The sequence below is a fragment of the Kouleothrix sp. 19917 genome, assembly GCF_057073505.1.
The window spans coordinates 7,240,058-7,265,892 of the sequence record NZ_CP097099.1; the positions used below are offsets into that span (position 1 = coordinate 7,240,058).

The 25,835-nt window shown below is 63.8% G+C and carries 17 protein-coding genes; 12 read left to right on the top strand and 5 right to left on the bottom strand.

The features are described 5' to 3' along the window. The first annotated feature begins 122 nt into the window (after positions 1–122). The 3 genes from ligA to M1P90_RS29190 all read left to right on the top strand — a co-directional run bounded on the left by ligA (position 123) and on the right by M1P90_RS29190 (position 4,033). Complete coding sequence (gene ligA, locus M1P90_RS29180) at positions 123–2,273, top strand: NAD-dependent DNA ligase LigA (protein WP_483699218.1); 2,151 nt, start codon at positions 123–125, stop codon at positions 2,271–2,273. 295 nt (positions 2,274–2,568) lie between these two features. Then, positions 2,569–3,093, top strand: coding sequence for a 2-amino-4-hydroxy-6-hydroxymethyldihydropteridine diphosphokinase (gene folK / locus M1P90_RS29185; RefSeq protein WP_483699219.1), 525 nt, complete (start codon positions 2,569–2,571; stop codon positions 3,091–3,093). Then, a complete protein-coding gene (locus M1P90_RS29190; RefSeq protein WP_483699220.1) occupies positions 3,074–4,033 on the top strand; it encodes an alpha/beta fold hydrolase in 960 nt (319 codons plus the stop codon). Before folK ends, M1P90_RS29190 begins: the two co-directional genes overlap by 20 nt. Positions 4,034–4,114: 81 nt before the next feature. Here the strand turns inward: M1P90_RS29190 and M1P90_RS29195 are convergent, their stop codons facing one another. Then, positions 4,115–5,152, bottom strand: coding sequence for an HD-GYP domain-containing protein (locus M1P90_RS29195; RefSeq protein ID WP_483699221.1), 1,038 nt, complete (start codon positions 5,150–5,152; stop codon positions 4,115–4,117). A 300-nt stretch (positions 5,153–5,452) separates the two neighbouring features. On the opposite strand from M1P90_RS29195, the gene M1P90_RS29200 reads away from it, so the two are divergent. Continuing rightward, entirely contained in the window at positions 5,453–5,731 is a 279-nt protein-coding gene (locus M1P90_RS29200) for a helix-turn-helix domain-containing protein (protein WP_483699222.1), read from the top strand. Positions 5,732–5,822: 91 nt separating this feature from the next. Further along, positions 5,823–6,143 carry a hypothetical protein gene (locus M1P90_RS29205; protein ID WP_483699223.1) on the top strand — a complete coding sequence of 107 codons (321 nt, stop codon included), beginning with the start codon at positions 5,823–5,825 and terminating at the stop codon, positions 6,141–6,143. Between the two features lie 58 nt (positions 6,144–6,201). On the opposite strand, the gene M1P90_RS29210 is transcribed toward M1P90_RS29205, so the two are convergent. Further along, positions 6,202–7,722 carry a long-chain-fatty-acid--CoA ligase gene (locus M1P90_RS29210; protein ID WP_483699224.1) on the bottom strand — a complete coding sequence of 507 codons (1,521 nt, stop codon included), beginning with the start codon at positions 7,720–7,722 and terminating at the stop codon, positions 6,202–6,204. A 484-nt stretch (positions 7,723–8,206) separates the two neighbouring features. On the opposite strand from M1P90_RS29210, the gene M1P90_RS29215 reads away from it, so the two are divergent. Both M1P90_RS29215 and M1P90_RS29220 read left to right on the top strand, forming a co-directional pair. Further along, entirely contained in the window at positions 8,207–9,700 is a 1,494-nt protein-coding gene (locus tag M1P90_RS29215) for a hypothetical protein (RefSeq protein ID WP_483699225.1), read from the top strand. A gap of 111 nt (positions 9,701–9,811) precedes the next feature. Then, positions 9,812–10,222, top strand: a complete 411-nt coding sequence (locus M1P90_RS29220) for a single-stranded DNA-binding protein (protein WP_483699226.1) — start codon at positions 9,812–9,814, stop codon at positions 10,220–10,222. A 63-nt stretch (positions 10,223–10,285) separates the two neighbouring features. Here M1P90_RS29220 and M1P90_RS29225 read toward each other — a convergent pair whose 3' ends face one another. Beyond that, positions 10,286–13,669, bottom strand: coding sequence for an AfsR/SARP family transcriptional regulator (locus M1P90_RS29225; protein WP_483699227.1), 3,384 nt, complete (start codon positions 13,667–13,669; stop codon positions 10,286–10,288). Between the two features lie 371 nt (positions 13,670–14,040). On the opposite strand from M1P90_RS29225, the gene M1P90_RS29230 reads away from it, so the two are divergent. Continuing rightward, the gene (locus M1P90_RS29230) at positions 14,041–14,244 is read left to right on the top strand and encodes a hypothetical protein (RefSeq protein ID WP_483699228.1); all 204 of its coding nucleotides are present in this window, start codon (positions 14,041–14,043) and stop codon (positions 14,242–14,244) included. Positions 14,245–14,325: 81 nt separating this feature from the next. On the opposite strand, the gene M1P90_RS29235 is transcribed toward M1P90_RS29230, so the two are convergent. Both M1P90_RS29235 and M1P90_RS29240 read right to left on the bottom strand, forming a co-directional pair. Then, positions 14,326–14,640, bottom strand: a complete 315-nt coding sequence (locus M1P90_RS29235) for a hypothetical protein (protein ID WP_483699229.1) — start codon at positions 14,638–14,640, stop codon at positions 14,326–14,328. Positions 14,641–14,902: 262 nt separating this feature from the next. After that, complete coding sequence (locus M1P90_RS29240; RefSeq protein ID WP_483699230.1) at positions 14,903–16,510, bottom strand: His/Gly/Thr/Pro-type tRNA ligase C-terminal domain-containing protein; 1,608 nt, start codon at positions 16,508–16,510, stop codon at positions 14,903–14,905. A gap of 598 nt (positions 16,511–17,108) precedes the next feature. On the opposite strand from M1P90_RS29240, the gene M1P90_RS29245 reads away from it, so the two are divergent. The 4 genes from M1P90_RS29245 (at position 17,109) to M1P90_RS29260 (ending at position 25,763) form a co-directional block, all read left to right on the top strand. Then, the gene (locus M1P90_RS29245) at positions 17,109–19,607 is read left to right on the top strand and encodes a sugar phosphate nucleotidyltransferase (protein ID WP_483699231.1); all 2,499 of its coding nucleotides are present in this window, start codon (positions 17,109–17,111) and stop codon (positions 19,605–19,607) included. A 131-nt stretch (positions 19,608–19,738) separates the two neighbouring features. Further along, complete coding sequence (locus M1P90_RS29250) at positions 19,739–23,095, top strand: fibronectin type III domain-containing protein (RefSeq protein ID WP_483699232.1); 3,357 nt, start codon at positions 19,739–19,741, stop codon at positions 23,093–23,095. A 273-nt stretch (positions 23,096–23,368) separates the two neighbouring features. After that, complete coding sequence (locus M1P90_RS29255) at positions 23,369–23,791, top strand: ester cyclase (RefSeq protein WP_483699233.1); 423 nt, start codon at positions 23,369–23,371, stop codon at positions 23,789–23,791. Between the two features lie 124 nt (positions 23,792–23,915). Next, a complete protein-coding gene (locus M1P90_RS29260) occupies positions 23,916–25,763 on the top strand; it encodes a DUF5939 domain-containing protein (protein WP_483699234.1) in 1,848 nt (615 codons plus the stop codon). The last annotated feature ends 72 nt before the right edge of the window (positions 25,764–25,835 follow it).

Genomic DNA, 25,835 nt, shown 5'->3' on the forward strand with positions numbered 1-25,835 from the left:
CACAGGTTCACAATCGCTGTCAAATGCCCTAAACGGCCTACGCCCGCCCCACGCTGTGGCGGTGCCTGACGCATGCATGGCGTATAATGCACCCAACCACGATCAAAGCAACGGAGGCGCGTATGCCCGCGGCAGACCTGAACCAACGCATTGCCGAGCTGTACGAGCAGCTTCGCCTGCATAACTATCGCTACTATGTCCTCGACGACCCACTGGTCAGCGATGCCGAGTACGACACGCTGATCCGCGAGCTGCGCGCCATCGAGCACGAGCACCCCGAGCTGGTGTCGCCCGAGTCGCCCACGCAGCGCGTCGGCGCGGCGGCCTCCGAGCGCTTCGCCAAAGTGCGCCACCCCGTCCCCATGCTCTCGCTTGGCAACGCCTTCGACGAAAACGACCTGCGCGCCTGGCGCGAGCGCGTGCTAAAAGTGCTTGGCGCCGACGCCGACGTGGCCTGGGTCGTCGAGCCCAAGATCGACGGCCTCGCCATCGCGCTCACCTACGAGAATGGCGTGTTTGTGCGCGGCGCAACCCGCGGCGACGGCGAGATCGGCGAAGATGTGACCGCCAATTTGCGGACGATCTCGAGCATACCGCTGGTGCTGCAAAAACCAGGAACCGCGAACCAGGAACCCATGTCGTCCGCTGATGCTGGTATTGTTCCCGAAACCATCCCCGCTTCGGTCGAAGTGCGCGGCGAGGTGTACATGCGCATTGCCGACTTCGAGGCGCTGAACGAGCGCCTGGCCGAGGCGGGCGACCGCGTGGCCGCCAACCCGCGCAACGCCGCCGCCGGCTCGCTGCGCCAGAAAGACCCCGCCATCACCGCCAGCCGCGCGCTGCGCTTTTTCGCCTACGCGCCCGGCCCCAGCGAAGGCGTGGCGCTCAGCAGCCAGTGGCAAACGCTCGAATACTTCCGCGCGCTCGGCTTCCCCGTCAACCGCGACCGCCGCCGCTTCACCGATTTCGAGGACGTGATCGCCTATTCTCGCGAGTGGATGGCGCGCCGCGACCAGCTTGAGTATGAAGCTGACGGAATTGTCATCAAAGTTGACCGGTTTGGCCAGCAGCGCGAACTTGGTGTCGTCGGCCGCGACCCGCGCTGGGCCATTGCATTCAAATTTCCCGCGCGCGAAACGACCAGCCGCCTGCTCGATATCTCAATCACGGTTGGCCGCACGGGTGTGATTACCCCGGGCGCAGTGATCGAGCCGGTGAACCTTGGCGGCGTGATGGTGCGCAACGCCAGCCTGCACAACGCCGACTATATTGCCGAGCGCGACATCCGCATTGGCGATTATGTCACCGTCAAGCGCGCTGGCGACGTCATTCCCTACATCATCGGCCCGGTCGCCGACCGGCGCGACGGCAGCGAGCAGCCCTGGCACATGCCCGAGCGCTGCCCGGCCTGCGACACGCCGCTTGAGCGCGCCGAGGGCGAGGTTGCCTGGCGCTGCCCGAACTTCGGCATCTGCCCGGCCCAGCTTGTGCGCCGCGTCGAGCATTTTGTGTCACGCGGGGCGCTCGACATTGTGGGCATTGGCGAAAAACAGGCCCAGATGCTGGTCGAGCGCGGCATGATCAAAGATGTGGCCGACCTCTACACGCTCACCGCCGAGTCGTTTGCCGGCATGGATGGCTACGGCCCCAAGAAGATCGCCAACGTCCTCACCGGCATTGCCGACTCGCGCAGCCGCCCGCTGGCACGCCTGATCGTCGGCCTGGGCATACGCTTCGTGGGCGAAGTCGCCGCGACGGCGCTGGCCGGCGCGTTTGGCTCGCTCGACGCGCTTATGGCCGCCAGCGCCGAGCAGATCGACGATGTAGACGGCATTGGGCCGGTGATGGCGGGCAGCGTGGCGCAGTTCTTCAGCATCGAAGCCAACCGCGCGCTGGCGCACAAGCTGAAAGACCTTGGCGTGCAAACCGACCAGCCCACCGTCGCCACCCGCCACAGCGACGCCCTGGCCGGCAGCTCATTTGTCATCACCGGCACGCTGCCCAATCTCACCCGCGAGCAAGCCGAGGAGCTGATCAAGTCGCATGGCGGCAAGATCGCCGGCAGCGTTTCCAAGAAAACCAGCTACCTCGTCGCTGGCGAATCGGCGGGCAGCAAGCTCGCCAAAGCCCGCGAGCTGAACGTGACTGTGCTCGACGAAGCCGGCCTTCAGGCGCTGCTCGGCCCCGCCACAGAGCCGCCCGCCGCAGAAGCACACCCTGCCGATTCGACCGAAGCGCCGCCCGCGGACGGCCAGCTCAGCATGGATTTGTAGCGACCAGGCCACGAACGGGCGTAGAGCAATACGCCCAGGCCACGAACGGGCGTAGAGCAATACGCCCAGGCCACGAACGGGCGTATAGCAATACGCCCAGACAGAGAACCGCAGGAGGGTTTAGGGTCTGGGGTTTTGGGATTGGGCCAACAACCTGTAACTTTCTAACCTTCTAACCTGCAACGTTTTAACCTTCCAACCTGCAACCTGCAACTCGTCTCTTGCCGCCAACGCAAAAAATTTCATCGCCCTCGCCCATACGTGGTATACTGCGCGATAGTAAATGACGGAGCGTATGGATCACTCGCCCGCCACAACCATCTACCTCGCGCTTGGTGCCAACCTGGGCAGCCGGCGCGGCGCAATTGCCGAGGCCGTTGCGCGCCTTGCCCCCGCCGTGGCTGTCGAGCGCGTTTCTGCGCTCTACGAAACCGAGCCCGCCTATGTGCTCGACCAGCCGCGCTTTCTGAACGCCGTGTTGCGTGGCCGCACCGCGCTTGGGCCTGCCGAGCTCCTTGCCCTGCTGAAGCAGATCGAAGCCGATCTGGGCCGCGCCACGACGGTGCGCTACGGCCCGCGCGCGATCGACCTCGACATCCTGCTGTATGGCAGCGAGCGTATTAATACGGCGGCGCTCACAGTTCCGCACCCGCGCATGGCCGAGCGCCCGTTTGTGCTCGTGCCGCTGGCCGAGATCGCGCCGGAGCTTGTGCCGCCAGGGTGGGGTGAAACGGTAGGAACGCTCGCCGCCGCAGTGCGCGGGCATGGGGATGTGGTGCGGCGCTATGGAGAACTAAGCGATGTTGAGCGCGAAGATTGAGCGTGCGCTTGCCCTGGGCGCGCCAATTTCCCACGCAACCGTGCCGCTTCTGAATGGGCTCGCCCGCCGTCGCCTGATGCGTGGCGGTGTTGAGCAGCGCGAAGTACGCATCGGCGGCTTGCCGATCAACTACTACTACAAAGCTCCCGCGCAGCCCGCGCCCGACGCCTTTCCCATCGTCCTCGTCCACGGCATTGCCGACAACGCGCTGACCTGGTCGTTCATTCTCGGCCCGCTGGCGCGCAAATACTCGGTCTACGCCATCGATCTGCCCGGGTATGGCTTTTCGAGCCTGCCCCCGGGCCGCAGCTACATGACCCTCGACGAAATGAGCGATGTGCTGGCCGGCTTTCTGGCAACGGCAGTGGGCCGCCCGGCGATGCTGGCAGGCAACTCCATGGGCGGCTGGATCGCGGTCAAAACGGCATGGCAGGCCACGGCGCTGGTGCGCGGCATTGTGCTGCTCGACGCGGGCGGCGCGCCGCTGGCCGGGCGCGATTCGTGGGTGCCGTTCGGCGAAACCATTGGCATCCCCGACATGAAAACGGCGCGGCTGGTCTTTCGGCAGATGTTTGGCGGCATTCCCGCGCCCATGCTCTATCTGGGCCAGCACAGCCTGCAAGATCTGTTTCAGCGCCGCGTGGTGCGCGAGTTTGTGGCGAACATGATGGATGCCGACCCGGAGAAGGAACTGCTGCGCGCCGCCGACCTGCGCGATCTGCCGGTGCCGGCGGGGCTGGTGTGGGGGCTGAACGACCAGTTTCTGCCCGAGGGATCGCTCGAATTCTTTCGCGAAAATTTGCCCGGCGCTCCGGCGCTTTTGCTCAAACGCTGCGGGCACCTGCCCCAGCGCGAGCGCCCAATGGCCGTGCTGCACTTCCTGCGCATGTTTGCCGCGCGCCTGGCCGCCCGCAGCGCTCAGCGGGTTGGCGTTTCGTAGCTCTTACCCAAGCTGCATGTTCTTCTGCAACGTCTGGCCAGCCATGCTCACGCAAGCCTTGGCTTCGCGCAACGACCCTGCTTAACGCCCAAGCATCCCGCTCGCCTGGAGCCAGCCAAGAAATATGGTCACTACGGCTGGGTCCCAGTACACGCCAGCGCCGGCACGCAAGCGCTCAGCCGCCTCGGGCATGCTGAGCACGCGATTGTATGGGCGCGCCGTCGTCATTGCGTCAAATGCATCGGCCACGGCAACAATGCGCGCACCGAGCGGGATAGTTTCACGCACCAGGCCATCGGGGTAGCCGCGCCCATCCCAGCGCTCATGATGGTGCCGCACAATCGGCCCCACCGCCGCCGCCATGCGCAGCGGCTGCACAATCCGCTCGCCGATGAGCGGGTGCTGCTGCATCACCAGGTACTCGGCGCTGGTGAGCGGGCCGCCCTTGCGAATAATCAGCTCGTCAACGCCAACCTTCCCAACGTCGTGCAGCAGCGCACCGTAGCGCAGCGCAAGCAAGTCGTCGGCATTCAGGCCCAGGCGCTCGCCAATCGCAACGGCATAGGAAGCCAGGCGCTGCAAATGGCCCTCGGTGTAGGCGTCTTTCGCTTCGACGGTGCGGGCAAGCGCAAAAATCACGGCTTCGGCCTGCTCGAGCTGCTCGGTGCGGCGCTTCGAGCGCAGCAGGGCGTGGATGCGCACATCGAGCTCCTGCATGTCGACCGGCTTTTGCAGGTAGGCATCGGCGCCGGCCGCCAGCCCTTGCAGGCGCGCGTCGCGCTGGCTATCGACCGTCACCATAATAATCGGGATCTGCCAGGTTTCGGGGTTGTGCTTGAGCCGTTCGCAGATTGCGTAGCCATCCATTCCGGGCAGTTGAACGTCTAGAATAATCAAGTCGGGCTGCTGGCGATCGATCGCAGCAAAGGCGGCGCGGCCATCGGCCACATGCTCGACGGTGTGCTCGTCAAGTTCAAGCAGCGCCGCCAGCGCTGCGCCGGCCTCGTAATTATCGTCCACTACCATTATATGGCCGCGCAATTCCGGGTCGGGGAGGCGTGTGGCGCTCAGGGTCGGCGACGGTGCCGCCTCGCTACTATGCGTCGTTGGAATCCACATCGGGCAGATCCTTCCGCCTGCGCGCATAGCTGAGATGAAGGCATGATGATGCGGCGGGGCTGCTGGTTGGCAACATGGCCAGAGTATAAAGCGGCTATATGAAGAGCCGATGAATCGCTGTTCAGCGAAAATGACAGTGGCTATATACTATAGGGCTGCGCAGTTGTCAAATGGCCGTTAAAAACACCGGGCTGGCAACTGCTCCGTTGGGGCGGCATAAGGCCAAGCAGATGGTTGCAATAGGCTTGGTGCGTATTACAATAAGGCTTGAGTGCGCCAACACCATTGGAAGGGGGATGTATGAGTGGCAAACAGCCAAAAAGCAAGTATCGCCGCAAGGCGAACTATGTATGGAATGGTGAATCAATTCGGGCGCTCCGCGAACACATGAACCTCACACAACGTGAAATGGCCGAGGAGCTCGAAGTTCGCCAGCAGACGATCAGCGAATGGGAAACCAGCATGCACACGCCGCACCGCTCCACGCAAAAGACGCTCTCGATGATTGCTGAACGTGTGGATTTTAAGTATCAGAGCAATGCGGTTGGCGAGCCGCCCCAGTCTGCGGAAAACGATTGATATTTACACGATTTCGTGTTAAACTGCGTGGCAGGAAGAGTGTGGTCGCACTCTTCTTTTTTAGCCACTTTACACGAAATCAGGTAAAGCTATGCCACGCCACATATCGCTTCCTGCCCAGGAAATCTGCGCCGCCTACCTGGCAGGCAGCAGCACCGTCGCCCTGGCGCGCCGCTATGCTTGCAGCCCCACAACCATTGCCAAGTGCCTGCGCTGCAATGGCATAGCACTGCGGCGCGCGCGTTTCGCTTCCATCGCCATCGACGCTGCCGAGCTGCGGCGCGCCTACCTCGACGAACGCCTGCCCATCGCGCAGATCGCGGCGCGCTTTGGCGTTTCGTCTGGCACAGTCAGCAACAAGCGGCGCGCCTTTGGCATCCCGCTGCGGCCGCGCCGGCCCGGCGGCCGGTAGCCGCCAACAAAAAAGCGCAGGGCGAGCAAGCTTGCCCTGCGCCAGTGCCCTGCCTGCGCTATTTCAGCTCGCGCTTGAGGATCTTGCCGGTGGCGGTTTTCGGCAGCGTGTCGCGCACTTCGACCGAGCGCGGGTACTTGTAGGCCGCCAGGCGCTCCTTGCAGTAGTCGATGATCTCCTGCTCGCCGGCGCTCTGGCCCGGCTTCATCGCCACCACCGCCTTGATCTCCTCGCCCAGCGCGGTGTCGGGCACGCCAATCACTGCCGCCTCGGCCACGGCCGGGTGGGCGTACAGCACCTCTTCGATCTCGCGCGGGTAGACATTGAAGCCGCCGCGGATGATCATGTCTTTCACGCGATCCTTGATGAAGAAAAAGCCATCCTCGTCTTTATAGGCCACATCGCCGGTGAAGAACCAGCCGCCGCGGATCGACTCGGCGGTGGCGTCGGCGCGCTTGTAGTAGCCCTTCATCACATTATGCCCGCGAATCGTGATCTCGCCCAGCTCGCCATTCGGCACCTCGCGCCCCTCGCTATCGACACAGCGCATCTCAACGCCCCAGATCGGCGTGCCAATCGAGCCGGGCTTGGGCTCGTAGTCGAGCTGGTTGAACGAAGCCACCGGCGAGGTTTCCGAAAGGCCGTAGCCCTCGAGGATCGTGACGTTATGCTTCTTATTAAAGGCGTGCATCACCTCCACCGGCATGGCCGAGCCGCCCGACACGCAGCGCTTCAGCGCCGACAGGTCGTAGTCGCTCGCGCCGGGGAAGTTGAGCAGGTAGAAATACATCGTCGGCACGCCCGCAAAGTACGAAATCTTGTCGCGCGCCAGCACTTCCAGCGCCTTTTGTGGCTCGAAGCGCGGCAGCAGGGAGATCGTGCCGCCAGCATACAGCAGCGCGTTCATCACGCAGGTTTGGCCGAACGAGTGGAACAGCGGCAGCACCGCCAGGCCCACTTCTTCCGGGCCGGTGCGCAGCACTTTCTCCGCGCCAATATACGCGTTGAAAAACATGTTGAAATGGCTGAGCTCGGCGCCTTTGGGCCGGCCAGTCGTGCCGCTGGTGTACAGAATCACCGCCGTGTCGTCGGGCATGGTCTGCACGGTATCGAAGGTCGGCGGCGTATCGACCATCAGCGCGTTCAGCGGCAGCGCGCCATCGGGCAGGGCGGCGGTGCTGCCAGGGGCCTGAGCAACGATCAGATTGCGGCACGATTTCGCCTGCGCAAAACCCTCGGCCGCCTCGCCCAGAAAGCCCTCCCAGACGATCAGTGCCACCGAGTCGCTGTCGCCCAGATGGTACTCGACCTCGTGGCGCTTGAACAGCACATTCATCGGCACCACCGTCGCGCCCACCTTCAGGATCGCATAGTAGCACAGCACGAAGTGCGGCGTATTGGGCAGCATCAGTGCGACCTTATCGCCGGGCTTGACGCCCAGGTTCACCAGACCATTGGCGATCTTGTTGGCTGCGCCATTCACTTCGGCATAGCGCAGTTTCATATCGTCGAGGATCAGGGCGACTTTCCCGGGGTTGCGGCGTGCGCTGCTTTCCAAAAGCATGGCCAGATTCAGCATCGAACGGCTCCTTTCGCTGCGGTATGCACTTTCGCTGGTGTCGCGAGGGGATGCAAAAATTATAGGTGAGCGTGCAGTGGATGTCAATGCAGCAGAGCCATTAACAAACGTTTAATGATGCGCCGAGCAGAGCAGCCCCACCGCGAAGGTATGCTGCACAGCATTCGCATCACGAATTGGCACGCTGCAATCAGTGAGCCGGGTGGAAGCATGCCCCGCCAACTAACGATCTTGTCATTTGTAATTGGCACATTGGCTGGCTATACTAGCAGAAAGAAATACACGTTTCAGCCGGCAACCGTTTGTGCTGTTCCAAAACATTGGTGTTTGATCCCGCCGCAGCACGGCTGGGTCGCAGCTTCCCGGCCACCTGAGTGCAGCGCGCATTCAGGCGGGCTTTTTATTTGCCCGCAGCACGCGGCGTTTGTTCCGGCACAGGGAAATACACAGCATATCAGGACGGGCGATTGTAAAGGAGAGAAAAATGAAATTGCGCGTTGGAATAGCGCTTTTGAGTGTTTTGATTATTTTGATGGTGGGTACACTAACACCCTGGGCCAACCCGGCCACAGTTACCAACGCCGCCTCGCAGTATGGCTACTACGACGACAACCTGCCCTATTTCTACACAGGCGGCTCGGGCAGCAAATCAATCGTCCACACCCCCAGCGGCGAAAAACCGCAAAGCAAACTCTGGTTCAACGACGGCATCTGGTGGGGCAGCCTGTTTAACAGCACCGCTGGCAATTTTCACATCTACCGCCTCAACACCACCACGCAGCGCTGGGTCGATACCGGCACGGTGCTCGACACGCGCGCCCAAACCAAGGCCGACTGCCTGTGGGACGGCACGCACCTATATGTCGCGTCGGGCGGCGGCTTCGACATCAACGGCAATGGCACCAATGCCATGTTGCCCGGCTGGCTCTACCGCTACAGCTACAACGCCGCCACCAAGCAGTACAGCAAAGATTTCGGGCCGGTGGTGATTCGCAACGGTGGTGCCGAAACCCTGGTGATGGATAAAGACAGCAAGGGCATGCTGTGGATCACCTATACCCAAAACGGCAAAGTGTATGTCAACCACAGCCGCGCCGCCGACTCGGTGTGGGATCCAAACGCTGCAATGGTTGTGCCGACCCCCAACAGCAAATGGACCACTGTCTCGGGCGATGATATTTCGACGCTGGTGGCATTCGACGGCAAGATTGGTATTTTGTGGAGCAACGAGACGACCGGGCAGTTTTCGGGCTCCAGCGACACGGCGTTCTACTTTGCCTATCACATCGACGGCCAGACCGACACGACCTGGACGAGCGGGCCGATCTTCCGCCAGCCCAGTGCCGCCGACGACCATCTGAACATCAAGACGATTCAAACCGATGTGAATGGCAATGTCTACGCCATGGTGAAAACATCATTCAATAGTGTTGGCACGCCGCAACTTGTGCTGCTGAAAGCCACCAAGGGCATCAATGGCAACTACACCTGGGACGCCTACACCGAAAGCATTCGCGAAGAAGGGCAAACACGCCCGCTGCTGATGATCGACACCAGCCACCGCATGCTGTACGTGTTTACGTCAACCGAGGGCGGCGGCAGTATTTACTACAAGAGCACCAGTATGGACAATATCGAGTTCCCGCTGGGCGCAAACACCTCGCGCACATTTATCAGCAAGCCGGGCTACGCAATCAACAATGTCAGCAGCACCAAGCAAACCGTGAACACAGCCAGCGGCATTCTAGTCATCGCCACGCACGACAACGAATCCAGCATCGACAGCTCGGCCGCCGACTACTATTTCCATGGCTATATTAATTTGCTCTCGGCGGGGCCGACGGTGACACCAAACCCGCTGACGCCAAGCCCAACCAAATCGCCAACGCCATCGCCGACGGTGAAGCCAACCAACACGCCTACTACAACGCCAGCGAAGAAACAACATTACATGTACGTTCCGGTGAGCCGAAACTAGGACAAATTTTCGGAAATGGCCGTATCGCGATAGTACGAACTGCGGTAACAAACATACCTGGTCGCCGTGGCCGGGGATTTGGGACGAGTGAATAGCTATGAGGTACGAGCAATGGAACAGATCAAGGGAACGCTGAATCGGATCGAGCTGATTGGGTGGCTTGGCGCGGAGCCAGAGCAGCGCTTCACTCCGGCGGGTGTGGCGGTGTGCAACTTCCGCGTTGCGACCAAGCGCTGGATCGGTCGTGGGGAGAATGGCGAGCGGCAAGTTTCAACCGATTGGACGCCGGTGGAGGCTTGGGAACGGCTGGCCGAGCGCTGCGGTCAATCGCTGCGCAAGGGCAGCCGGGTGCGGGTGATCGGCAGCTTGCACACGCAGTCGTGGGATGATCGTGAAACCGGCCAGAAACGCTTCAAGACGGTGGTGCGCGCCGACGACATTATGTTCCTCGACACGCGTGCCCCCGAAGCCCCCAGCGCCGAGCCCGAGGAGGTGGCGGAGACGGAAGACATTCCGTTCTAACGCCCACCAGCATCTGTCACGGCAAGCGCCGCCTCAGCCCGCAAGGGTTGGGGCGGCCTTTGTTTACACCACAGCGAGCGCTGGCAACAAGGCACGCGCTTCCGCCACTGCCGCATCCAGCTGAAGCGATTGGCCGGCCGCCCAGGCTGATGCATAGGCTGCCGCCCCCAGGCGGCGGCGCAATGCAGCCACAGCGCGCTCGTATTCGGGCCAGAAGCAAGGCCAGAGCGGCGCGGCGATCTGTTCGCGCAGGGCCGCCGCTGCGCCCAGCAGGCGCGCGCATTCTGCCGCCTGTGCCGCGAGATCGAGCAAAGCCAGCCCTTCCAGCGCAGCAGCTACATTCCAGCGATCCCCACGTGCCATGCTTTGCGCCAGCGCCTCGGCAAACAGCGCCACCGCCCGTTCACGTTCGCCCTGCCCGGCGCAGGCGCGGCCCAGGTTGTTCAAAGCCCAGTGAATATCGACTTTGTAGCCGGTTTCGCGAAAGCTCTCCAGGCTCTGTTCGAACAGCGAGCGCGCCCAGACCTCATCGCCCTGGCTCAGCGCGACGTGCGCCAGCCCGCTCATGGCCCACGCGACACGCGTGCGGCTGCCAAGCGCCAGCGCAGTGGCCCAATTTTCCTCAAACAATGCAGTGGCCCGCTCGAAATCGCTGCGCGCCCAGGCCGCCCAGCCCAGCCGGTTGAGCGCCCAATCGGCCGCGCCCTGATCGCCACGCGCCTGCGCCAAGCCCCGCACCTCGCTGAAAATCGCCACAAGCTCGCTAAACTCGCCTTGAATCCACGCAATCCAGCCAATCGCGATCAGCGCCTCGGCGCGGCCACCCTGGTTATGCAGCTCGTGCCAGAGATCACGGCTTTCGCGGAACAATGCCAGCGCGGCCGGGAAGTTGCTGCGGGCGCTGGCGTTGTAGCCAAGCTGGATGAGGCCAGCGGCAATGCCCCAGCGCTCACCCACTGCGCGATACAGTTCAAGCCCTTCGGCAACATAGGTTTGTACCTCGGCGTAGTTGCCTTGCAGATTGGCGGCTTCGCCCAGGTTGTAGAGTGCAGTTGCCAGCGCAGCTGGGTCGGCACCCTGGCGCAGCTGTGCCACCGCCGATCCGAGCATTTGCCGCGCCGCCGCCCGGTCGCCTTGTGCCAGCAGATGCCCGCCCAGCGCATACACCAATGCCACACCCTGATCGTCGTTCAGCGCCTGCCAGTCGTGCAGGCTGTCCTGGAACAAGGGCAGCGCGGCGCGATCGTCGCCCTGGTCGGCGGCAAGGGCGGCGGCGGCGAGCAGAGCACGCGCGCGCGCAAGGGATGGTGGCGCGCCCGCAGCTTGTTCGAGCGCGGCGGCCAGCCAGCTGCGGCCTTCGTCGACCGTGGCAGTAAAGACCCAGTAGCGCCACAAGGCCGTGGCAAGCTGCAAACTCATTTCGGTGCGGCGCCCGGCCAGCCCCCAGGCCAGCGCGGCGCGCATGTTGTCGAGCTCGCGCTCGAGGCGCGCAAGCCACACCAGTTGGGCATGGCTGCCCAGGCCACGCGCAGCCTGCTCGGCAAGCGCGTGCATGGCACTGGCATGGCGCTCGCGCAGGGCGGGTGCTTCGGCGCTGGCTTCCAGCCGCTCCAGCGCATATTCGCGAATAGTCGCCAGCATGGTCACGCGCGGGTCGTCGGCGGGGCTGGTTTCGCGGCGCAGCAGGCTGTGATCCACAAGCTGCGCCAGCAGATCGAGCAGCGGAACATGAGCGTCGCCGCCGATCACATCTTCGGCGACTGGCAGCGTACAGCCGCCAACAAACACAGCCATGCACGCAAACACGCGCTGCTCAGCCGGCGCAAGCAGGTTGTAGCTCCAGTCGATGGTGTTGCGCAGGGTCTGCTGGCGGGCTGGCAGGTCGCGCGCGCCGCCGGTAAGGATTGCCAGGGCTGCGCCATCTGCCGCTTCGAGGCGGGCAAGCAGTGCCTGCGGTGAAAACAGTTTGATGCGCGCTGCGGCCAGCTCAATTGCCAGCGGAAGGCCATCCAGCTGGCGGCAAATTTCGGCCACCGCGACAATATTCTCGCCCGAAAGCGCAAAATCGGGCTGCACCGCCCGGGCGCGCTGCGCAAAAAGCTGCACCGCCGGGAATTCGCCCAGCGTGGCGGGCATGGCATCGCCGGCCGGCAGCGCCAGCGGCTCGACCAGCAGCTCGTGCTCGCCGCTGATGTGCAGGGGCGTGCGGCTGGTCACCAGGAATTTCAGGCCCGGCGCACCCGCCAGCAGTTCGGCTAGCTGCGGGGCGGCACCGAGCACCTGTTCGGCATTGTCGAGCACGGCCAGCGCATGTTTGCTGCGCAGCGCCAGTCGCAGCGCGGCCAGCGGCGATTGCCCGGCGGCAGGCTCGACACCAAGCGCCTGCGCAAGCGTGGGGACGACCAGCTCGGGCGCGTGGAGGGCGGCCAGCGAGACAAAGAATGCGCCGTCAGGGAAATCGGCGGCGAGCGTGTGGGCAACCTCGATTGCCAGGCGCGTTTTGCCGGTGCCGCCCGGCCCGGTGAGTGTGAGCAGGCGCACCTCGGCGCGGCGCAGGCGCTCGGTGGCAGCGGCAAGCTCGGCGGCGCGGCCAAGCAGCGGCGTGGCCGGGGTGGGAAGGGTATTCAGCAACAGGGCGGGCTCATTCAGCGCCAAGGGTGGCTCGTCGTCGTCGGGAAGGCGCGCGCCCGATGAATGCTGCAAACGCGCGTACAGCGCGGCGGTTTCGGGCTGGGGGGCCGCGCCCAGGTCGCGCTGGAGCAGGCGCGCCAGATCGTGAAACTGGCGCAGCGCCGATGAGCGGCGGCCAGCCCCGGCGTAGAGCTCCATCAAGAGGCGCTGCGCCGGCTCGTGCAGCGGGTCGAGCGCGACCCAGCGGCGCGCTGCGGCAAGAGCGGCGTCGGGCGCGCCTTGCGCCTGCTCGCAGCGCGCCAGCTGCTCGAACAGGGCGGCGGCTTCCTGGCGCAGCGTTTCGGCCTGCGCGACCTGCCACTCGTCGAACTCGGCGCTGTCGCGCACGCCGAAGCCGGCCAGCAGATCGCCGCGATAGAGGGCGGCTGCGTCTTGCAGGCGCGCACGACATTCCGTGCAGCGGTCGAACGAAGGGTGGGCATGGGCGCGGCACGCGGCCAGCAGCGCGCGGAACACGAGCGCATCGACCCAAAGGTCGGCGGCGGGCGCAAGGGCGATGGTGTCGCGGCTGGCTTCCAGCGCGTGCGGCCCGAGCGCCTGATTCAGCGCCCAGAGCGCGCGGCGCAGGTAGGCGTAGGCGTCGGGCGCGGGGTTTTCGGGCCACAGCAGGGTGGCCAGCGTTTCGCGCCGGTGCGGCTGGCCGCTGAGCGCAAGGTAGGCCAGCAGCGCAACGGCCTTCTGGCGATCGAGCCTGAGCGGCGCGCCATCGCGCTCGATGCGGGGTGCGCCCAGCAGAAATACGTGAATGCCAGCCACAACGTCGATCCTCCTCGGCGCGCAATTATAGCCGAGAAACGCAGAAACGGCCGATGGAAACGCGCTGCGAAACGTTTACGAAACGCAAGCGGGGTATAGTGCTGCCAACAAAGAAGGAAGCCAGCCCTACGCACAGCGCATAGCGGCACCGAACGGCGAACTATACGACCCCCGGACGCCGATGTTCCCCGGATGCTATGCGTGGAAAAGGTAGCAGCGCAGCGCGCGCAACACCCCCATTCCCAGCACGCCCAACGCGTGCAGATCGCACCCCAATGCTTCAACACGCAGCGCCGGCACCATCGCGCCGCGGGTCGCCCGTGATATGGCGCTGGCCTGTATGGCCGCCGCCCGAAGATTGGAGCAAGACGATGATTAACCCAACCCAGATTCAACTAATGAAAGTGCTTGAAGAAGAGCGCCTGCAGGAAGCCGCCAACCGCCGCCGCTACGGCAAGCCGGAATCGGTGGTTGCCACGCTGTTTGTGCGGCTGCGCAACGCCCTGAAGGCGAAGAAGAGCCAGCCCGCGCGTGTTGGTGTTTCGCCAGCCGCGCCGCGCAAAGCGCACTCATAAGCATCGGGCACAAGCACGCGCACACAGACGTCGATGGAAAGCCGGGGCCAGGCACCTGCCCCGGCTTTGTGTTACGCGCAATCAGGGCGCAGCCGGCATGGTAAACCAGATCAGCTGGCGATCGGCGGTGGGCGAGATGTAGTGGACGTAGAAATCGTGGCGCACAATGCGCGCCCGGCAGCTGTCGCGCAGCGCCCAGCGCTGGCAGGCGAGCGTGGGGCCGTTATGAATGACGAGCGCGCGGTAGCCGCCAAGCGGGATCTGCCAGTCGAAGGCGGGGAGCACGCCCGAGTGCGCGGCAGTGGCCACGCTTGCACTGCCCAGCAGCACAACGAGCAGCAGAAGGCTAGCAGCAAATACAAGGGAGCGCTGGCGTGAATTGTGTGGCTCGGGCATAAGTGCGGGCTCCTGCGTGGGCGTTCGGGTTGCGGCACGCGCCGGCTGAAACTTCGGGCGGGTGGCCCAGTACGTCTTTCTTTTGTACCTGTTCTGGCGCCACTATTGTATACCAGTGTTGAAAGATTTGGCGGTGTGCGGAATTGCCAGCGGTTGCACGCGCCAAGAGCTAGCACCAGCGAAACAACGTTTGCCACAAAGGCACGAAGGCACGAAGATCGTATACGATCTTCGTGCCTTCGTGGTTAATGCCGGGTTGCTGCTACGCGATCTTCTCGCGCAGGTAGCTTTGCAGCTCGCCCGAAGCGACGCGCTCCTGCTGCATTGTGTCGCGGTCGCGCACGGTCACCGAGCCGTCGTCCAGCGTCTGGAAGTCGACGGTGATGCAGAACGGCGTGCCGATCTCGTCCTGGCGGCGGTAGAGCTTGCCGATCGCCCCGGTGTCGTCGTAGACCGTGCGCATGCCGGTGCGCTGCAGCGCCTTGCGGATGTCGCGCGCGGTACCAACCAGCCCGTCGTGGTTGCGCTTGAGCGGGAACACCGCCGCCTTGACCGGCGCGACTTTGGGCTTGAGCCGCAGCACCGTGCGGTAGCTTTCGTCGAGCAGCGGCTGGGCCTGGCCGCGCAGCTTCTTGCCCAGCTCGATCTGGTCGGCCCCGGGCATCGCCAGCAGCGCGTCGACCTGGCCAAGCGCGTTGGGCAGGTCGGCGGCGATGGCCTCGCTGGACGCCACCAGCGCGTCGCGCTGCTCGGGGCGTATGGGCGAATCGCGATTCGCCCCTATGCGCCCAACCGACTTGACGAAGGCCTGGAGCGCCGCGCTCACGGCGTCGAGTTTTTCGGGCGCGGGCGCTTTCACCATTTCTTCGGCATAGGCCTCGCACAGCACTGCCAGCGTGCAGCGCCCCACGCCTGCCGACGGCTCGATCACAAAGGGCACGACGTGGCGGTTGCTGGCCTGGTCGAAGTATGTCAGGCGCGCAAGGCTGTCGCTGTTCGGGTTCACGCGCGCCGTCAGGCCGAGCTTGTCCTGGTCGCGGCTGTGCGAGCCAAGGTCGAAGTCGGTGCGGTTGGCGATTCCTTCGATCTCCTCGTACCCAAGCGTTGGGTAGTTGTACATCAGGTCGTAGGTGCGCTTGGAATAGTGCGCCAGATCGGCCTTGGGCACGTCGTAGATCTGGATCTGGCTGCGCGGCACGCCAATGCCTTCCCACCAGCTCAGGCGCGCTTCCAGCCACTTGGCGTGCCAGTCTTCGTCGGTGCCGGGCATGACGAAGAACTCGATCTCCATCTGATCGAACTCGCGCACGCGGAACAGGAAGTTGCGCGGGTTGATCTCGTTGCGGAAGGCCTTGCCGATTTGCGCGATCCCGAAGGGCAGCTTGCGGCTGGTGGTCTGCTGCACGTTCAGGTAGTTGGCGAAAATGCCCTGCGCGGTTTCCGGGCGCAGGTAGGCGAACGAGTCGGAATCAGCAACTGGCCCGACCTGAGTTTTGAACATCATATTGAACGGGCGCGGCTCGGTCAGGTCGGTGCTGCCGCAGTTCGGGCACTTGCCTTTGATATGGTCGGCGCGCCAGCGGCTCTTGCAGGTGCGGCAGTCGACCAGCGGGTCGTTGAAGGTTTCTTCGTGGCCCGAGTACTTCCACACCAGCCGGTTCATCAGGATAGCGGCGTCGAGCCCTTCCATATCGTCGCGCTCGTAGACGTTGGTGCGCCACCAGTCGTTCTGGATGTTGTTTTTCAGCTCCACGCCGAGCGGCCCGTAGTCGAACACGCCCTGGATCCCGCCGTAGATCTCGGAGCTGGGGAAGATAAAGCCGCGCCGCTTCGCAAGCGACACCACTTGTTCAAGGGCTTGTGCAGGCATAGAACCTCTCCTTTCTGCGCCAGGGGCAACAAAAAGCCCCAGGCGAACGAAATGTCGCCTGGGGACGCACGGCCGGCGTATACAATACGTCGCGACTATGCGCGGTTCCACCCCAGTTACCGGGATTTTGGATTTCAGATTTTCGATTTCCGATTGGGCCAAAGCTCAATCGTCAATCGTCAATCGTCAATCGTCAATCAGCGGTCGCTTTCAAAGAAAATGGCTCCACAGTGCCGTTCCCCTTCGCCATGCCACCGGGCTTGCACCACCCCCGGCTCGCTGCGGGCCGATGCGTCGGGTACTCCTCTGTTTCATCGCCGCCGAAAGTATAGCACAGGCGGCGGCGCATCGCAATCGGGCGCGCGGCGGAGGAGCAGGATCGTGAAAGCTCTGGAATCCATCCACAGATTCCGCAGATTACGCAGATTATAGACCTCCTATCTGTGGAATCTGTGTAATCTGTGGATAGATATCGTTCCCCATTGCAACATTGGTATGGCGCGGGGCGGAGAAGATGAAATGCTTGCCCGCCGCGCATCCACCGTGCTATACTGATTGCCCACCTCAGATTCATCACCGAAAACGAGAGGAGCGCCCTGTGAAAGCTGTGGTCATGGCCGGAGGCGAGGGTTCGCGCCTGCGACCGTTGACGATCAATCGGCCCAAGCCTATGGTGCCGATTGTCGACCGGCAGGTAATGGCGCATATCATCGAGCTGCTCAAAGCGCACGGCATCACCGAGATCGTGGTGACGGTGCAGTATCTTGCGAACGTTATTCAGGACCATTTTGGCGACGGCTCGGCGCATGGCGTGCATATCGATTATTCGCTCGAAGAACACCCGCTTGGCACAGCCGGCAGCGTGAAGAACGCCGAGCACCTGCTGAAAGAGCCTTTCCTGGTCATTTCGGGCGATGCGCTGACCGACTTCAACCTCGGCAAGATCCTCGAATTCCATAATGAGCAAAAAGCCCTCGCCACGCTCACGCTCACGCGCGTGCCCAACCCGCTCGAATATGGCGTGATTATTGTCGACGAAGAAGGGCATGTCACGCAGTTTCTCGAAAAACCGAGCTGGGGCGAAGTGTTTTCCGACACCGTCAACACCGGCATCTATGTGCTCGACCCCGAGGTGTTTCGCTACATTCCCAAGGGCAAAATCACCGACTGGTCGAAAGACGTGTTCCCGCAGATGCTGCGCAAGAACGACGCGCTGTACGGCTACATTGCCGAGGGCTACTGGACGGATGTTGGCACGATCGAAGAGTATATGCGCGCCAACCGCGACTACATGCTCGGCAAGGTCAACCTGCCCCGCGTGGGCCACACCGAGGGCAACGACCTTTGGCTGGAAGGCGACGCCGAGATCGCGCCCGACGCGCAGTTCATGGGGCCGGTGTTTCTGGGCCATGGCGTGAAGATCAAAAGCGGCGTCATCGTCCACGGCCCGACCGCCATCCGCGACTACGCCGTGATCGACTCGCGCGCGACGATTGATCGCTCGATCATCTGGCGCAACTCCTACATTGGCGAGCGGGCCGAGCTGCGCGGCGCGATTGTGATGCGCCAGTGCAACATCAAAAGCCGCGCGGTGCTGTTCGAGGGCGTGGTGGTGGGCGACCAGACGATCATCAACGCGGGCGCAGTGATCGGCGCGAATGTCAAAATCTGGCCGAGCAAGGAAGTGGACGAAGGCGCGACGATTAGCTCCAGCATCATCTGGGGGTCGCAGGGGCGGCGCGTGCTGTTTGGCCGCAATGGCATCACCGGCCTGGTGAATATCGACCTGACGCCCGAGTTCTGCGCCAAGCTCAGCGCCGCCTTTGGCGCAACCCTGCCGCGCGGCAGCCGCGTGACAATGAACCGCGACGCGCACTATACCTCGCGCATGCTCAAGCGCGCCATGATTGCCGGCCTGCCCTCGGCGGGCGTGCATGTGGACGAAATGCACAGCGTGCCCATCCCGGTGGCGCGCTACATCACCCACGCAATCGGCGCGGCCGGCGGCATCCACCTGCGCCTTTCGCCCATCGACAATCGCGTGGTCGACATCAAATTTTTCGACAAAGACGGCCTCGACATCGACACCACCACCGAGCGCAAGATCGAAGGCGTGTTCTTCCGCGAAGACTACCGGCGCGTCTATCTCGACGAGATCGGGCGCATTTCCGATGTCGAAGATATGGAAGAAACCTACACCACGGCCTTCTTCAAGGCGCTGCGCCCCGACGCACTGGCCGGCATCTCACGCGATTTCAATCTGGTGATCGACTACGCCAATGCGAATGTTTCCAGCGTGCTGCCCAACATTCTGCGCAAGCTCGAAGTCGATGTGGTGGAGCTGAACGCCAACCTCGACGATCACCGCCTGTTCCAGACGCAGCAGGAATTCGACGAAGGCATGGAGCGGCTTGCGCGCATTACGCCGGTGCTGGGCGCGCACATGGGCGTGCGGATCGACGGCGGCGGCGAGCGCCTGTTTCTGGTGGACGATGCCGGGCGACGCTTGCAGGGCACGCAGGCGCTGGCCGCGATCACCGCGCTGGCAATGGCCGTGAACAACGGCGGCACGGTGGCCGTGCCCGTCACCGCGCCACGCGCATTTGAGCAGATCGCCGAGCACTACGGCGGCAAAATCGTGCGCACGCGCGCCACCCTCGCCGCGATGATGCAGACCGCCGCCAGCAACCGCGACATGCTGCTGCTGGGTGACGGCGGTGGCAACTATATCTTCCCCAGCTTCTACCCGATTGTGGACGGCATCTTCGCAATCGTGAAGATTATGGAGTTGCTGACCCTGCGCGGCGCGAGCCTCTCGCAGGTAATTCACGAGCTGCCGCGCTACTCGATGAGCCAGACGCGCGTGCCATGCCGCTGGGAGCACAAGGGCAAGGTCATGCGCATTCTCAACCAGCAGTACCAGGAGCGCCGGCTGGAGCAGGTCGATGGCATCAAGATCGACCTGGGCAACGAGTGGGTGCTGATTCTGCCCGACCCCGACGGGCCGTTTTTCCACATCATTGCCGAGGGCAGCAGCGACGAGCAGGCGCGCGTGCTGGCCGAAAAATATGCCGGGCTGGTGACGGGCTTGCAGTAAGCGACGGGCACTTCTGGCAGGCGGGCGCAGCACGCGCCCGCTTTTTATTTGCCTGGGTAACAATTTGCATGGTTCAGGCGTTCATACTAGTGAATTCCCAATGCCCCAGCCACTCGTGAAGGAGCCCGGACATGCTGCCCACCAGGAAACCCAGGCGCGTTCGCGTTGCCGTCGCGGCGCTGCTCGCCCTTTTGCTGCTTGGCCTCGCCAGCACACTGTATCTTAGCTCGCTCGACGCCGCGTGGTGGCGCGCCACCCGCCTTGCCGCCGAAAATCAGCCCTGGCGGCGCGGCGTGCCACGCGAAGGGCAAGACAACGAGTCGGATGTGATCCAGGCGCGCGCGCAGTCGGAATTCGACCGGCTGGCCTACCCGGCGGGCAGCATCCCGGCCAGCTGGCAAAACGCCGCGCAAACGCACATCCAGCGCGCCGTTCGCGATGGCGCAGATTTCCTGCAAGGCGGCAGGGCGCAGCCCGATGCTACGCGCCCGCCCAACAGCATCAGCTGGACGTCGATGGGGCCCGCGCCGATTGACAACGACGCCGCTGCCGATGGCTATAAGTACGGGCTGGTGACCGGGCGCATCAACGCGCTGGCCGCCGACCCCAGCAACCCGCAAGTGGCCTATGCGGGCAGCACCGCCGGCGGCCTGTGGAAAACAACTACCTGCTGTTCGGCCAGCACCAGCTGGGCGCCGCTGTGGGAAGGCAAAGATTTCGTCAGCCAGGCGGTCAGCGCAATTGCGATTGACCCAGGCAACTCGCAGGTGGTGTATGCCGGCACTGGCGACGCCGACGCGGGCGACCAGTTCAGCTCGGGCATCATGAAAACAACCGACGGCGGCGCAACATGGGAGCAGCTTGGCGCGAACATCTTCACGCCCTTTGCGCCCGGCACGCCCACCGAAAGCGACCAGAGCATCAGCGCAATTGTGATCGACCCGCGCAACACCAGCACCGTCGCCGTCGGCACGCGCTATGGCTTCTACCTTTCGCGCGATGGCGGGAACAGCTGGGCGCGCTACAGCATCCACGGGCAGCCCGGCCAGTCGCAGCACGTTTCGTCGCTGCTGCTCGATTCTTCCAGCAACCCCAGCACGATCTATCTGGCGGTGGGCTTCCCCTACGCCAGCCAGCGCGAAGGCAACATTGGCGGCGGCAATGGCGTGTATAAGGCCAGCATTCCCGCCAGTGGCGCGCCCAGCTTCACGCTGCTGAACAGCGGCTGGCCGGCTGGCACGGGCAGCGGCAGCTCGAACAATGTTGGGCGCATCCGGCTGGCACGCTCGGCCCAGAACCCGCAGATCATCTATGCGCAGGTGGGCGACTACTTCAACTTCAACGGGCTTGGCACCTGGGTGACAACAAACGGCGGCGCAAGCTGGAATCAGCTCGCCGGCTCCGCCAATTTCGACTACCACGACTGCGCCGGCTTGTCCACCAATGAAGGTCAGGACTGGTACGACCTGGCGATTGGCGTCGACTCGGGCAATGACCATGTGCTGTACGTGGGCCGCACCAGCATGTACAAGCTGCAGATCAACAGCGACTACACCAGTGTCACGGCCATCACCAACCTGGCGAATGTCTACTCGCAAACCTGCGCCGGCTACGGCTCGATCCACCCCGACCAGCACGCCCTGACGATGCTTGGCAGCGGGCAGTTTCTGGTGGGGAACGACGGCGGCGTGTACGTGGGGAATGGCGCGGTTGGCGGCTTCACGCAGCTCAATCGCGGCCTGAATATTTCGCAATTCTACGCCGGACAGATCGGCGCGAATTTCGCCACCAGCAGCACACAATTCGCCTTTGGCGGCATGCAGGACAACGGCTCGGCCAGCTGGGATGCCGCCAACGGCACGGCACAGTGGCAGGCGCGCGGCAACGGCGGCGACGGCTTCTTCGCGGCCTTCGACCCGCTGAGCAGCACAAAAACACAGGGCAACTGGTACACCGAATACACCTATGGCGCGCTGTCGTGCTCGACCACCGGCGCGCAGGGGCCGTTTTTCAGCACCTGTACGGGCGGCTGGTACACCTCGTTTGGCTTCCAGATCGACCGCAGCGACTGGTCGACGCCGTTTGTGCTCGATCAGGCGCATTGCAGCAGCACGAAATGCAGCAACATCATTCTTGGCACCCACCGGCTGTGGGCCAGCGGCAGCGGCGGAACCATTCGCAGCAGCTGGGTGCCAGTGTCGCCCGACCTGACCAGGGGCAATATCTCGAATGACAACGCTTCGAATACGATCATCGACGTGCGCTTCGCGCCTTCCAGCCCCACCAGCGCCGTTGCCGGCACCGACGACGGCAATGTCCAGTGGTCGAATACCATCCTCGGCGGGCCGAACTGCACGGCGGCGGCGGCCAATACCGCCAGCTTCAGCTGCACGCCGGTTGCGGGCGCAAGCTGGGTGAACCTTGCCAAAGGCAACACTGTGCTGCCCAACCGCGCCATCCAGGGCGTCGGCTTCGACCCAAGCGACGACCGTGTGGTCTATGCGGCTGTGGGCGGTTTCAACGCCAACACGCCCAGCACGCCCGGCCACCTGTTCCAGGCCAGCTGCGCGGCGAACTGCGCCAGCGCAAGCAACTGGAGCTGGGCCGACAAAACTGCCAACCTGCCCGACGTGCCCGCCGACTCGGTGATCGCCAACCCAAACAACCGCAAGCAGGTGTTCGTTGGCACGCATTTTGGCTTCTACTACACCAACGACATCGACGCGCAGCCGGTGGTGTGGCAGCGCTACCAGAACAGCCTGCCCAACACGGTAATCAAATATCTGACGATTGATCGCGGCGCGACGACGCTGGCGGCCTTTACCTATGGCCGCTCGCTGTACACAATTAAGCTGCCGGGCACGAGCGGCTTTGGCGAACCCCTGCCCGCGCCGGCCAACCTCGCCGCGCAGGCCATCTCGTCGCAGCAGATCGACCTGCAATGGAGCGACCAGAGCAGCAGCGAAACCGGCTTTCTGATCGAGCGATGCACTGGCGCGGGCTGCAGCAACTTCGCGCAGGTTGCGAGCGCGCCCGCCGATGCCACCAGCTTCAGCGACACGGGGCTGGCGGCCGGCACAAGCTACCGCTACCGCGTGCGCGCCACCAGCGGCACCAGCCAGTCGGAATACTCAGCCATCGCCAGCGCCGCGACCCTGGCCGAGGCACCACCGCCCCTCGCGCCGGCCAACCTCGCCGCGCAAGCCATCTCGTCCCACCAGATCGACCTGCAATGGAGCGACCAGAGCAGCGACGAAACCGGCTTCCTGATCGAGCGCTGTGCCGGCGTGGATTGCAGCGACTTTGCGCAGGTCGGCGCGACGGCGGCCAACATCACCAGTTTCAGCGATGCTGATCTGGCAGCAGGAACGAGCTACAGCTATCGCGTGCGCGCTGCCAATGGAACGAGCGTTTCGGGCTACTCCGAGCCTGCAAGCGCGACAACCTCTATTTTCATTGCATACATCCCGCTCGCGACGGCGCCGTAGCTGCATATCTTTCAAAAATGCGCTGGGAACGTTTACCACCAAGACACCAAGACACGAAGGGTTTATTCTAAAATCTTGGTGTCTTGGTGTCTTGGTGGTTAAAGGCACTAACCCGCGCGATCGCTCAGCAAGAAAACCGTGCCCGGTGGCTTTGCGCCGCCGGGTGCTTTTTTACGCTTTTTAACCACACGTTACGAGCCCTGCAAGAGTGCGATACGACCAGGCTGCTATGCTAAGGCCCAAGCCGAGCGTATTCACAGAAAGGAAGCGGCCATGTCGATTGCCGACCTGAAAGCGCGCACCCAGCAGATTTTCGATATGTTCAATACCCACGATGCCGTGGCGGCAGCCGCTTACTTCGCCGAACATGCCGAGCTGCGTGACGTTGCCGTGGCCCGCCCGGTGCAGGGCCGCGCCCAGATTGCGCAGCTCTACACCCGCCACTTCGCCGCCATCCCCGACTCGCACGTGCGCGTAGATCGCATGGTTGCGGAGGGAACCACCGTGGCTGTGGAGTGGACGCTCAGCGGCACGCACCAGGGCCGCTTCATGCGCATCCCCGCCACTGGCAAAGCCATCTCGTTCACCGGCATCAGCATGATCCGCTTCCGCGACGGCGCGGCGATCAGCGACACGCGTGTGTGGGATGTTGCCGGGCTGCTGCGCCAGATCGGGCTGCTGACCAGCGTGGAATAGGCGAATCGCAAATACGATTGTGTGTCGTGCAGCATTTTGTAACGAAAAGGATCGAGGATCGTCTGTGTTGCATTCGTATACTATGAGCAGAACACGCAAACAAGCGCACGGAAGGTATACGGCTATGGCAACGCCGACAATCAAACTCACCGCCACGCTCGATCTCGACGCGACGCCCGCGCAGCTCTGGCCCTTGCTTTCCGACACCGGCCGGCTCGACCGCGCGGTTGGCATCCCGGCCTTCGAGCGCAGCGAATTGCAGAACGACCTCTCGTTCGCCGTCGACAGCCACTACATGGGCGTGCCGGTGGCATGGAACGAATACCCATATGAGTGGGTGTTCGAGCAGTGGTATCAGGTCGAGCGCAGCTTCCACGCGCCGCTGCCGGTGAAGCGGCTGGCTACGCGCACCACGCTGACGCCGCTGCCGGGCAAGCGCACGCACCTCGATGTCTTTGTGGAATTCGAGCCACGCGGGCTGGCGGGCCGCACGGTCGCGCCCGAGTTCATCCGCCGCAAACTGCTGCGCGACCTGCTGCGCGCCTACCGCAATTTTGCCACGCTGGCGCTCAGCGCCGAGCGGGCAACACCCCCGCCGCCGCGCGCGCCGATGGTCAACACGGCCCGGCTGGAGCAAACCGGCGAGCGCCTGCAGCAGTTCGGCATTGCGGCCGGGCTGGTGGCGCGGCTGGTGGCGCACCTGCGCAGCGCCGACGACCCCGACGTGATTCGCATGCGCCCGTTCGCGCTGGCCGACGCCTGGGGCGAAAACCGCCTGGCAGTGCTGCGCGCCTTTCTGTATGCCACCCGCGCCGGCATGATCGACCTGGAGTGGGATGTGCTGTGCCCGAACTGCCGCGGGCCAAGCGTGCGCACCGCCAACCTCGACGAACTCTCGAACGAGGCGCACTGCAGCTCGTGCAACGTACGCTACGACGTCAACTTCGACGAATCGGTCGAGCTGCGCTTCACGGTCAACCCCGCCATCCGCGAGGCTGCCGACCTGGCCTACTGCATTGGCGGGCCGGCCAACACGCGCCACATTCTTTCGCAGGTGTGGCTGCCGCCCGGCGGCACAAAAACGCTCGCGCTGCGCCTGCCGGCTGGCGGCTACCGCCTGCGCACACGCCAGTTTTCGGCCATGGCGCTGCTCCACGCCGCCGAAGGGCACCCCGCCAGCAGCGGCACCGTGCGCTTCACCGCCAGCGATCTCGCGCTCGATCAGCCTTACCTCGCCGCTGGCACTGCCGAGCTGGCCCTGGAAAACCTGACCGACACCAGCCTGCTGGTGATCATCGAGCAAACTGCCTGGAACGCGCAGGCCGTCAGCGCGGCGTTTGTTTCGACGCTGGCCGAATTCCGCCAGCTCTTCTCGTCGCAGGTGCTGGCCCCCGGCCTGGGCGTGGCCGTGCGCAACCTGACCTTTCTGTTCAGCGACCTGAAGGGTTCCACCGCGCTGTACGACACGATTGGCGACTCGCCGGCCTACGCCCGCGTGCGCGACCACTTCACGGTGATGATGGAAACGATTGCCGGGCGGCGCGGCGCGCTGGTGAAGACAATTGGCGACGCGGTGATGGCGGTTTTTTCTTCGGCGGAAGACGCGATCGAGGCGGCAATTGCCATTCAGCGCGAGTTTACCGAGGGCCAGACCGCGCGCGACGACCCGCCGCTGCAAGTGAAGCTCGGGCTGCATCGCGGGCCGTGCATTGCGGTAAATGCCAACAACGTGCTCGACTATTTCGGCTCGACGGTGAACATCGCCGCGCGCGTGCAGAACGAAAGCGTGGGTGGCGACATTGTGCTGACGCCCGAGGTGCTGGCCGACCCTGGCGTGCACGAGGTGCTGGCGCGCGAAGCCCCGGCAATCGAGCCGTTTCAGCGCCACCTCAAGGGCTTTGCGCAGGACTTCGCGCTTTCGCGGCTGTGGCTGCGCGTGGGGGCAGAAGCGGGTGTGGGAGTTGGCGAGTAGAGAGTAAAACCCCAGGAATGAGCCACAGAGCGCGCCGAGGCCACGGAGTGTTGTTCACGCTCGGTGATCTCA

What these genes read in the sequence shown, in the direction of transcription:
- M1P90_RS29190 (WP_483699220.1), top strand. Translation starts at nt 3,074, where the DNA reads ATGTTGAGCGCGAAGATTGAGCGTGCGCTTGCCCTGGGCGCGCCAATT.
- M1P90_RS29220 (WP_483699226.1), top strand. Translation starts at nt 9,812, where the DNA reads ATGGAACAGATCAAGGGAACGCTGAATCGGATCGAGCTGATTGGGTGG.
- M1P90_RS29240 (WP_483699230.1), bottom strand. Translation starts at nt 16,510, where the DNA reads ATGCCTGCACAAGCCCTTGAACAAGTGGTGTCGCTTGCGAAGCGGCGC.
- M1P90_RS29205 (WP_483699223.1), top strand. Translation starts at nt 5,823, where the DNA reads ATGCCACGCCACATATCGCTTCCTGCCCAGGAAATCTGCGCCGCCTAC.
- M1P90_RS29215 (WP_483699225.1), top strand. Translation starts at nt 8,207, where the DNA reads ATGAAATTGCGCGTTGGAATAGCGCTTTTGAGTGTTTTGATTATTTTG.
- M1P90_RS29230 (WP_483699228.1), top strand. Translation starts at nt 14,041, where the DNA reads ATGATTAACCCAACCCAGATTCAACTAATGAAAGTGCTTGAAGAAGAG.
- M1P90_RS29250 (WP_483699232.1), top strand. Translation starts at nt 19,739, where the DNA reads ATGCTGCCCACCAGGAAACCCAGGCGCGTTCGCGTTGCCGTCGCGGCG.
- M1P90_RS29255 (WP_483699233.1), top strand. Translation starts at nt 23,369, where the DNA reads ATGTCGATTGCCGACCTGAAAGCGCGCACCCAGCAGATTTTCGATATG.
- M1P90_RS29260 (WP_483699234.1), top strand. Translation starts at nt 23,916, where the DNA reads ATGGCAACGCCGACAATCAAACTCACCGCCACGCTCGATCTCGACGCG.
- M1P90_RS29195 (WP_483699221.1), bottom strand. Translation starts at nt 5,152, where the DNA reads ATGTGGATTCCAACGACGCATAGTAGCGAGGCGGCACCGTCGCCGACC.
- ligA (WP_483699218.1), top strand. Translation starts at nt 123, where the DNA reads ATGCCCGCGGCAGACCTGAACCAACGCATTGCCGAGCTGTACGAGCAG.
- folK (WP_483699219.1), top strand. Translation starts at nt 2,569, where the DNA reads ATGGATCACTCGCCCGCCACAACCATCTACCTCGCGCTTGGTGCCAAC.
- M1P90_RS29210 (WP_483699224.1), bottom strand. Translation starts at nt 7,722, where the DNA reads ATGCTGAATCTGGCCATGCTTTTGGAAAGCAGCGCACGCCGCAACCCC.
- M1P90_RS29235 (WP_483699229.1), bottom strand. Translation starts at nt 14,640, where the DNA reads ATGCCCGAGCCACACAATTCACGCCAGCGCTCCCTTGTATTTGCTGCT.
- M1P90_RS29200 (WP_483699222.1), top strand. Translation starts at nt 5,453, where the DNA reads ATGAGTGGCAAACAGCCAAAAAGCAAGTATCGCCGCAAGGCGAACTAT.